Here is a 9,339-nt window from a genome sequence, read left to right on the forward strand (position 1 = left end):
TCAGCGGGTGACGCGCGCGGCCTGCATGGCCTGCCACACGCGGTCGCTGGCCGCAGGCATGTCGAAGTCCCGGACGCCCACCGTCGCGAGAGCGTCCATGACCGCGTTCATGACTACCGGGAGCGCCCCGACTGTTCCCGCCTCGCCCGCGCCCTTGGCGCCCAGCGGGTTGAGCTTGGTCGGCACCGTGTTGCTGGCCACCGCGATGTCGCAGAAGGTGTCGGCGCGCGGCATGCCGTACTCCATGAACGAGGAGGTGAGGAGCTGGCCCGACTCCTGGTCGTACACGACCTGCTCCATCAAGGCCTGGCCCACGCCCTGGGCGATGCCGCCGTGGATCTGTCCTTTGAGGGTCAGGGGGTTGATGACCGTGCCGACATCGTCGACCACGGCATATTTGACGAGGGCGACCTCGCCCGTCTCCGTGTCGATCTCGACCTCGCAGACGTGGCAACCGTTGGGATAGGTGTCGGCCGGGGGCGAGAACGTTCCCGTCTCGTAGAACCCGGGCTCCACGCCGGCGGGAAGCTTGTCGAGCTGGAAGGCGGCGCGGGCCACCTCCTTGAGGACGACGGCGCGATCCGTCCCCTTCACGGCGAAGCGGCCGTCGGCGAACACGATGTCCGGCTCGGCCGCCTCCAGGAGGCGGGCGGCGATCTTCCGGCCCTTGGTGATGAGCTTGTCGGCGGCCATGGAGAGCGCGGTGCCCCCGATCACCGTCGAGCGCGAGCCCATGGAGCCGATGCCGAAGGCCACGCGGTCGGTGTCGCCGTCGATGTACCGGACCTCGTGCGGATCGAGGCCGAGCTTCTCGTGGGCGATCTGCTTGAATATGGTCTCGTGGCCCTGTCCCTGGTTCTTGGAGCCCATGAGGATCATGGCCGTTCCGCTCGGGTTGAAGCGGATCTCCGCGTACTCGAGCCCCGGGGCGGCGGCGCGCTCGATGGCGTTGACGATGCCGAGCCCGCGCAGCTTGCCGCGGCGCCGCGACTCCTCGCGCCGGGCCGGGAAGCCCGCCACGTCGGCCAGGGCGAGGGCCTGATCCATGCCCTTCTCGAACTCGCCGCAGTCGTACGTGACGCCGAATGATGTGCGGTAGGGCATGGCGGAGCCCGGGATGATGTTGATGCGACGAAGCTTCAGACGGTCCAGCCCCAGCTCGCGCGCGGCATCGTCGATGAGCCGCTCGATGACGTAGATGGCTTCGGGGCGGCCCGCCCCTCGATACGGCGCCGTCGAATTGCAATTGGTCAGGACACCCGTGACCTGCACGTGGGCGGCGGGGATGGTGTAGACGCCCACGAGGGTGACCACGTTGGAGAAGCTCGCGAGCAGGTTCCGATCCGACGAGATGTAGGCGCCCAGATTGGCCGTGGTGCGCACGCGCAGGGCGAGGAAGCGTCCCTCGGCATCGAGGGCCAGCTCCGCCTCGCTGATGTTGTCGCGCGCGTGCTCGTCGGCCGGGATGGCTTCGTGACGCTCGCAGGCCCACTTCACGGGGCGGCGGAGCTTGCGCGCGGCCCACAGGACGAGCCGGTGCTCGGGATACTGCCAGCCCTTGGTCCCGAAGCCCCCCCCGATGTCGCCGGCGATGACGCGGATCTGGTGCTCGGGGATCTGGAAGACCATGCTGGCCAGGGCGTTGCGCACGCGGTGCGGATACTGGACATCCGCATAGAGGGTGTAGCGATCCTCGCCGGGATCGTAGACGCCCAGCGCCCCGCGCGGCTCCATGTACTGGGCGTGCACGCGGGTGATGACGTAGCGGCGGCGGACGACGTGCGCCGCGCGCGCGAAGGCGGCCTCCACGGCGGCCTTGTCCCCCGCCTCGTAGACGTTGCTGACGTTGTCGGGGCACTCGTCCCACACGGGCGCGCTCCCGGGTCCCGCAGCGGCCGTGGAAGTGACCGAGGGCAGGGGATCGTAGTCGACCTGGACGAGGTCGGCGGCGTCCTTGGCCTGGGCCAGGGTCTCGGCGATCACGAAGGCGATGGGATCGCCGACATAGCGCACGCGCTCCTGCGAGAGGCCGCGATGGGGCGGGGCGAACATGGGCGCGCCGTCGGGCCGCTTCCGGCGGAGGTTCATCTTCATGGTGCCGAGGCCGTCGCGCTCGACGTCGGCGCCCGTATAGACGGCGAGGACGCCCGGCGCCTTGAGCGCCCGATCCACGTCGATGACGCGAATCCTCGCGTGGGCGTGCGGCGAGCGGAGGACGATCGCGTGAGCCTGACCGGGAAGATTGACGTCGTTGAGATAGCGACCTTCGCCCTTGAGGAGGCGGACGTCCTCGAAGCGTGTCACCGACTGGCCGATGCCGAACTTTGCCATCGAAGCGGTCAGATGGTGAATCGGCGCCTGAAGACCCGGCGGATCAGGTAGGGATTGGCCCCGAGCTCGTAGAGCTTGCCGATATCGCCGGCCTTGAGGGCGGCGCGCTCCGCGGGACTGAGCTCGTGTCCCGTCAGCTCCTGGTCGGTGAGGGATTCCTTCATCTGGTGCTGGCGCGCGATGGCCGTCAGGAGCTTGTTGAGGGGATAGGAGATCTTGATCATGGATGCGTCCGCGCTCATGGATGCACCCAGACCGTCGCACAGCCGGTGATCCACTCGGCGACTCCCTCGTAGGCGAGCACGTCGCCCTTCCATCCCGGCACGGCGCCGAGGAGGGCGATCCAGTTCCGGATCTCCTGGCCGCCATTGCCGCCGTCCCGCTCGATCTCCTCCCACGTGAGCCGGGCCAGCGGCTCGATGTCGCCGCGGGCCACGTGATCGAGCACGCGCAGGTCGAACTCGGGATTGATGCGCCCCGTCTCCGGCGTCCCTACCCAGTGGGAGATCCCGCCCGTGGCCACGAGGGCCACGCGCTCGCCGCTCGGCCGGGCGCGGATGAAGTCGCCCACGAAGGCTCCGACCTGATGGCACCGCCGTGGGGTAGGCAGGGGAGGCGCCGCGCAGTTCGTGTACACCGTCACCAGGGGCACCTCGCCTCCGGGCATCAGGAAATGGAGCGGCACCGAGAGCTCGTCCCAGCTCTCGATGTCATGGGAATAGGCGAAATCGATGCCCGCGGCGAGGCCTGCCTCGAGCAGCGCCATGGCCCACTCCGGATTCCCGCGGAGCGTGCGGGCCGGGATGCGCATGAAGGCAGCCCCGCCCTCGCTCGGCGCCTCGTAGGAGCCGGCGAGGCCGATGCAGAAGGCGGGCAGGTTGTCGTAGGCGAAGTTCTGGAGGTGGTCGTTCACGAACATCACGAGGAGATCCGGGCGGGCGGCCTGGAGTCGCCGTCCCGCTTCGCGGAAGCCCGCGTAGAGGCGATCCCGCTGCTCGGGCTTCGAGACCTCCGGCTTCCCCGTAATGAGCGGTGCGTGCGCGGTCAGTGCCGCCCCGACGATCTCAGCCATGTCCCCTCCGGTGCTCCGGCCGTGCTGCTTGGTCCGGGCTATGGTAGTCCATCCCGGAGTCCTTGAGAAGATGGCTGGCCTGGACTATTCGCGAGACAACGCCACCCTCACCCTGCCCTCTCCCTCGGAGAGGGAGAGGGATTCATTTTGATCCCTCGCCCCCGCAGGGGGAGAGGGCAGGGTGAGGGGGAGGCCAGGATGCGGTATGCGCGTTCGCGAGTAGTCCAGGCTGGGACAGGGCTCACGGGGCTCCCGCCTTCGTGATAGGGTTACGCGCGACTGAATCGCGACCGCCACCCAGAGACGATCGAGAGGAGGCAGTGATGGCACACGGATTCGCAATGTTCGCGGCCACGGCGCCCGAGGTCATTCGCGCCTCCGCGCGGGAGGCGGAAGCGCTCGGCTATGGCTCGTTCTGGGTCAATCATCCCGGCTCCACCGACGGGCTGGCGTCCCTCGCTCAGGCCGCCGGCGAGACGCGGCGCATCGAGCTGGGCATCGGCGTCATCCCGCTCCACACGCGCCCGCCGGCCAGCATCGTGCAGGGCGTCAAGGCCACGGCGCTGCCGCTGGATCGGCTGCTCCTCGGAGTGGGAAGCCCCAACCCGAAATCGCTGGCCCGAGTGCGCGAAGGCATCGCCGAGCTGCGCGGGAAGCTGTCGACGCGGCTCATCGTGGCCGCCCTCGGGCCCAAGATGTGCCATCTGGCCGGCGAGGTTGCCGACGGCGTGCTCTTCAACTGGCTGACGCCCGAGCATGCCCGCCTCTCGGCCGACTGGGTGCGCGCCGGCGCCACGGCGGCGGGCCGCACGCCGCCCACCCTCTACGCCTACGTCCGTCTCGCTCTCGGGCCGGCGGCCATCGAGCGACTGGGAGAGGAAGGGGCGCGCTACGCGGCGATCCCGGCCTATGCGAGCCACTTCGAGCGCATGGGCGTCAAGCCGGTGGAGACAGCGATCGCGGCGCAGACGGCCAAGGACGTTCCGCCCGCCCTCGCCAAGTGGCGGGGCGCCGTGAACGAGATCGTGCTGCGTGCCATCACGGCCAAGGACACGGTCGAGGAGAATGTGGCGCTGCTCCAAGCGGCCCGCCCGGCCTAGCTCATGCTACGCTTCGAGCAAGCGCCAAAGAAAGTGAGCGGGAGGTGAGACTCGATGCTGACCCGTGAGGACAATGATCTCTTGACGAGAGTGGGGCCGGGCACGCCCATGGGTGCCCTCTTGCGCGAGTACTGGATGCCCGTGGTGCAGTCGCGCGAGGTAGAGTCCGGCGGGAAGGTCAAGCGCGTCCAGCTCCTCGGCGAGCGCATGGTCGTCTATCGCGCCAAGCAGGGCCAGCCCGGGCTCATCGGCGAGTTCTGCCCGCACCGGGGCGCCTCGCTCTACTTCGGCCGTGTCGAGGAGGCGGGGATGCGCTGCGTCTATCACGGCTGGCAGTACGGCCTGGACGGGCAATGTCTCGAAATGCCCTGTGAGCCCGCCGAGTCGAGCTTCGCCTCCAAGGTGCGTCACGTCGCCTATCCCTGCGTGGACCAGGGCGGGGTGATCTGGGCCTACATGGGACCGACGAGTCCGCCCCCGCCTTTGCCCGCGCTCGAGTGGACGCTCCTACCGGAGAGCAACACCTTCATCTCGAAGCGCGTCCAGGAGTGCAACTGGTTCCAGGCTCTCGAGGGCGGCATCGATTCCAGCCACATCTCCTTCCTCCACGCGCCGCTGCATCACACGGACAGCGAGGTCACGCGCGAGCTCGACCGCGCGAGCTTCGGAGTGGGCGAGGCGGTGCAGACGGCCGATCGCGCCCCGCGTTTCGAGGTCGTGGATACGGACTACGGCGTCTTGATCGGCGCGCGCCGAAGCTGGCCGGACGGCCGGCACTACTGGCGAATCACGCAGTTCCTCTTGCCCTTTCACACCATGCCGCCCACGGACCGGGACGAGAGGATCGTCCAGTCGCACATCTGGGTGCCCATGGACGACACGCACGTCGTCAACTGGATGGTGACCTGGCATCCGGACCGTGCCCTGACCCCGGAGGAGCGCCAGATCCATCTGGAGGGCAAGGGCGCGCACGTCTGCGATTTCGCGCCGGCGACTTCCGAGCCCTATGGCGATATCCGCACCGCCCTCAACCGCGACAACGACTACGGCATGGACTGGGACGTCCACCGCGGCAAGATGTTCTGCGGCATTCCGGGCTTCGGCGTGCAGGATCAGGCGATACAGGAGAGTCAGGGGACCGTCGTCGATCGCACCCAGGAGCGTCTGGGCACGAGCGATGCTGCCATCATCCAGGTACGCAAGCGCCTGCTCGGCGCGGCCCGGGCTCTCTTCGAGCGGGGCACGCCGGCGCCCGGGCGCAATCCCGAGTCCTTCCTGGTGCGCTCGGCCTCGGTCCTCCTGCCGCCCGGCGCGAGCTGGGTGGACGGTGCCCTGCCGCGCATCGTGGTCAAGCCGGGCGCGCAGCTCACCCTCGCCTGAGCGCCTCTCCCAGCACACCCATGGCGGTGCGGATGGCCGGTCGGGTTGCCCTGATCACCGGCGGAGGAGGCGGGATCGGCGAGGCGACCGGGCGCCTCTTCCTGGAGGAAGGCGCCGCCGTCGTCCTCGTAGACACCGACAAGGTGGCCGTGGAGACAGCCGCAGCCGGGATGACCAAGGCGGTGCCCGGCGCCCGCGTGCTCGCGCTGGTCGCCGATCTCACCTCCGAGTCCGAGGCCCGGCGCGCCATCGACGATTCCCTGGCTCGCTTCGAAGCCCTGCACACGCTGGTCAATGTCGCCGGCGTTCGCGTCTATCGGCCTCTGGCCGAGGCTGACGCGACGGGCTGGGAGTTCATCATCGGCGTGAACGTGCTCGCCACCGCGTATTGCTGCAAGGCCGCCCTGCCCGCCCTGCGCGCCACGGGGCGGGGGACCATCGTCAACGTCTCCTCCGTGTACGGCGTCATGGGACGCGCGGGCATGGGCCAGTACGACACGACCAAGGCCGCCGTGCTCGGCTTCACGCGCGCCCTCGCCGTCGAGGAAGCGCCCCACGGCATCCGCGTCAATGCCGTCTGTCCGGGCGGAACCATCACGCCCTATCACGTCCGCCGCGCGGCGGGCCGGGGAGTCTCCGAGGCCGAGCTGCGCGCGCAGCGGAGTCAGGACAATCTCCTCGGCCGCTGGGCGGAGCCGCGGGAGATCGCCTTCCCCATTCTGTTTCTCGCCTCCGACGAGTCGTCGTTCATCACCGGCGCCACCCTCATGGTGGACGCCGGCAAGTCCATCTTTAGCTAGGAGCATTGGCAGCGGTGGCTGGGCGTGCCGGCCTCAGAACGATGTCCAATACACGCGCATCATGGTGTTCGGCCGCGACGCTGACCAGGCGCGCGCCGTCGTGGTCGCGATTGCCGGGTAGGCGTTCCACAATGTCGCTTACTTCTCCGGCACCTACGACGCGCTGGTGTCCGCCCTCAAGTAGTGACACCCCCTGAGCCGCAATGGCCGGGCGGCGCGGCATCCCGAGCCACCCCGCGACCGAGAAGACACCTTATGTTATCTACGCTCTGATCACGGTGCTCTCCGCCCTCGAGCAGGTGCTGCACGAGCTTGGTCAACCGGTGCCTGAGACACGAACTCGGCTTCCTCAGTTCAGCGTGCGTTCGCCAGCCGCCGCCGGCCGGCGGCAACTATGGGCCAGAGCCCCAGACCGACCAGCGCGAGCGTCGCCGGGAGAGGGACCTTCGGAATCGTGCTGAGGTTGAAGTGTCCGAGCGTTCCATCAGCGTTGAGGGCCTCGTAGGTGAACGTGAACATCCCTCCGGCGGCGTTCGGAAATATCTCGACCCAGCGGCTGTTGTTGCTTGGGTCGGTGTCGATCACCGTATCCATGGCGCCGGGCACTGGCCCGCCGATGAAGTATGTGCCGGCTAGGAACCACCGGGCGCCGGGATTCAGCGCAGGATCCAGGTCGTCGACCCGGGCTTGAAGCAGGTGGTCGATGTTCGTCGCGCCCGGATGGCCCGGATCGGGGGGCATCGCCCCACCGCCAGGAAGGGCCCCCCCGGGAAAGTTCAGCTCTCCGTGATCCCGGTGAAGGCCGGGGCCAAGAGCGGCGTACGGAGACCCCATGTGATCGTGGGCTGCCACTGAGAACAGCACAGGATCGAGCTCGGGTACAGGCCCGTAGAAGCTCTGGTCCTGATTGTGCGCCGGCGAGTAGCTGTCCTCCCCGCCGGGCATCGCGACGTGCAGCGGTGGCGGCCCGAACAAGTACGTGTGCTTGAGGTCCGATTTTCCGATCAGGGTCGTCTGGGATCCCCGCTCTCCCTGACGGTACAGGAAGAACGCGATGTGCGGGTGCGGACCGACCTCCTGAGGATGCATGGTGCCAGGGAGATTGGGTTGAGGGGGAAGGTTGTGGGGGTGGTTGAAGGCCCCCTCCTGTCCCGTGAAGCCGTTGGGAAACGCGGGCGAGATGTTGGCGGCGATCCAGGGATTGGCTGCCGTCTCGATCACCGGGAAAAGCCAGGGGATCGGATTCTTGCCGACGTTTCTGGCGGTGGAGTTGAGGGTGAAGCCCACGATCATCTGTCCCGGCCCGCCGCCGGGCACCGGGTCGCCACCGTAGTTCGACTTCTGCACATTCGCAGGCTCCGGCCCCCGCCACGGCCTCCTCCCGACTTCGGCGAGCAGATCGAGGCCTACGAGCGCGAGGTCGACGGGAAGCGCGACGGCAGGGGTGACGGGTCGAGCGAGGCCCGCCATGGAGACGGAGACGGCGACGATCGCCAGCGCGCGAAGGCCTTTGCGACCAGCCGTCCTTGCGCGTGTCCACTTCTGCGGGGGGAGGCCGAGCACGCCAAGCACTCGCGCCGATCGTCGAGGTGAGCCGGCCGTCAGCCGATCATCAGTGGTGGCCATATCGCCCTCCTCTGCCGGACGCAGCAAGGTCACAATCTCTGAACGAAGACCGTACACAAACAGACGCTCGCCTGGACCTACCGGGCGGCGACGATGTAGGAGCAGGTGGTCAAGGAATGCACGAACGTCGAAGGTTCGACATGGGCGTATCGGCCCCAACGCGAGACCGAGCCGGATTGTCGCAACGAGGAATTCCACGAATACAGAAAGGTTGCCAGCTACGTAGAGCTTGTGGTGGGTCCGTTCCAGAGGCATCGTTGCCCCCCGCGGAAGGCCGGCCCAGTCAGCTGGAGGGATTTCACCGATTTCGTAATTACAGAAGCACGAGTTATGCCTCCAACTTCTTGGCCAGAATCTCAGAGGCTTAGAGATCGCGTGCCGGGGCCAATCAGAAAAATTGGAAAGAAATCTGACAGAGACGGTAGGCTCGACGGAGCTAGCCGACGTGCCTGTAACACCACCCGTCGATATGATTCAAACTGACTACTACGGATCGTGGAAGACTTCTTGACAGCGGTGGCCCAGAGCAACCAAGGATCTACTAAGAATGTTGCCAGCGCCCGCATCTGCTGCGGAGACCTCCAGCCTGCGAACCTCTCACCCACTGAATATCTGGGTATCAGGGTGCGGTAGAAGCCTTGCTCCGTTACCTATCTGGAGGTCCGAGGTCAATCTAGGTATGGGAAGAAGTTCGCTCTGGCGAACATGGACGATGCATCCCGCAAGCGCGTGAAGCGGATAGACCCAAAGAGAAGAGTCCGAAGCGCCTCACCCTCGACCTCCCCGAACGTGTCAGCGCGCCGCGGGCACCTTGTCGGCGAGCCAGTCGAGGCCGAGATCGTTGAGCTTGGCGCGCGTCGGGTAGCCGGTGGCGGGGTCGCACCCGGCAAGCTGGTAGTAGCTGTCGCGCGCGCGCTCGAACTCCTCGGTGGTCAGGGCCACGCCCGCCGTCGGGCCCGTGCCCCCGAGCGGCTGGAAGAGCTTCTTGGGCAGCGTGTCGGCCGACTTGCCCATGCCTTCGCGGGCATTG

The 9,339-nt window shown here is 67.7% G+C and carries 8 protein-coding genes; 3 read left to right on the plus strand and 5 right to left on the minus strand.

Features of this window, described 5'->3' with window-relative positions:
- From VGT00_04395 to VGT00_04405, 3 genes are read right to left on the minus strand one after another with little or no spacing between them, the layout of a single operon-like run.
- Positions 1 to 2,331, minus strand: coding sequence for a xanthine dehydrogenase family protein molybdopterin-binding subunit (locus VGT00_04395; GenBank protein ID HEV8530637.1), 2,331 nt, complete (start codon positions 2,329 to 2,331; stop codon positions 1 to 3).
- A gap of 8 nt (positions 2,332 to 2,339) precedes the next feature.
- Entirely contained in the window at positions 2,340 to 2,573 is a 234-nt protein-coding gene (locus VGT00_04400) for a hypothetical protein (GenBank protein ID HEV8530638.1), read from the minus strand.
- Positions 2,570 to 3,403, minus strand: coding sequence for a hypothetical protein (locus VGT00_04405; GenBank protein HEV8530639.1), 834 nt, complete (start codon positions 3,401 to 3,403; stop codon positions 2,570 to 2,572). Before VGT00_04405 ends, VGT00_04400 begins: the two co-directional genes overlap by 4 nt.
- A 323-nt stretch (positions 3,404 to 3,726) precedes the next feature.
- Between VGT00_04405 and VGT00_04410 the strand changes: the two genes are divergently transcribed.
- The 3 genes from VGT00_04410 to VGT00_04420 are packed head-to-tail and all read left to right on the plus strand — an operon-like array spanning position 3,727 to position 6,683.
- Positions 3,727 to 4,503, plus strand: a complete 777-nt coding sequence (locus tag VGT00_04410) for an LLM class flavin-dependent oxidoreductase (GenBank protein ID HEV8530640.1) — start codon at positions 3,727 to 3,729, stop codon at positions 4,501 to 4,503.
- Positions 4,504 to 4,557: 54 nt separating this feature from the next.
- Positions 4,558 to 5,883 carry a Rieske 2Fe-2S domain-containing protein gene (locus VGT00_04415; GenBank protein ID HEV8530641.1) on the plus strand — a complete coding sequence of 442 codons (1,326 nt, stop codon included), beginning with the start codon at positions 4,558 to 4,560 and terminating at the stop codon, positions 5,881 to 5,883.
- A 32-nt stretch (positions 5,884 to 5,915) separates the two neighbouring features.
- On the plus strand, positions 5,916 to 6,683 hold the full coding sequence (locus tag VGT00_04420) for an SDR family oxidoreductase (GenBank protein HEV8530642.1): 768 nt from the start codon (positions 5,916 to 5,918) through the stop codon (positions 6,681 to 6,683).
- 354 nt (positions 6,684 to 7,037) lie between these two features.
- On the opposite strand, the gene VGT00_04425 is transcribed toward VGT00_04420, so the two are convergent.
- Positions 7,038 to 8,366, minus strand: a complete 1,329-nt coding sequence (locus VGT00_04425; GenBank protein HEV8530643.1) for a hypothetical protein — start codon at positions 8,364 to 8,366, stop codon at positions 7,038 to 7,040.
- A gap of 735 nt (positions 8,367 to 9,101) precedes the next feature.
- Positions 9,102 to 9,339 (minus strand): aldehyde ferredoxin oxidoreductase C-terminal domain-containing protein (locus VGT00_04430; GenBank protein HEV8530644.1); only part of this gene is annotated, 238 nt, incomplete at its 5' end.

The sequence above is a fragment of the Candidatus Methylomirabilota bacterium genome, from assembly GCA_036002485.1.
Lineage (GTDB): Bacteria > Methylomirabilota > Methylomirabilia > Rokubacteriales > CSP1-6 > AR37.

Bases quoted from the DNA above. Each gene is read 5' to 3' on its own strand.
- VGT00_04395 (HEV8530637.1), bottom strand. From the start codon at position 2,331: ATGGCAAAGTTCGGCATCGGCCAGTCGGTGACACGCTTCGAGGACGTC.
- VGT00_04400 (HEV8530638.1), bottom strand. From the start codon at position 2,573: ATGAGCGCGGACGCATCCATGATCAAGATCTCCTATCCCCTCAACAAG.
- VGT00_04405 (HEV8530639.1), bottom strand. From the start codon at position 3,403: ATGGCTGAGATCGTCGGGGCGGCACTGACCGCGCACGCACCGCTCATT.
- VGT00_04410 (HEV8530640.1), top strand. From the start codon at position 3,727: ATGGCACACGGATTCGCAATGTTCGCGGCCACGGCGCCCGAGGTCATT.
- VGT00_04415 (HEV8530641.1), top strand. From the start codon at position 4,558: ATGCTGACCCGTGAGGACAATGATCTCTTGACGAGAGTGGGGCCGGGC.
- VGT00_04420 (HEV8530642.1), top strand. From the start codon at position 5,916: ATGGCCGGTCGGGTTGCCCTGATCACCGGCGGAGGAGGCGGGATCGGC.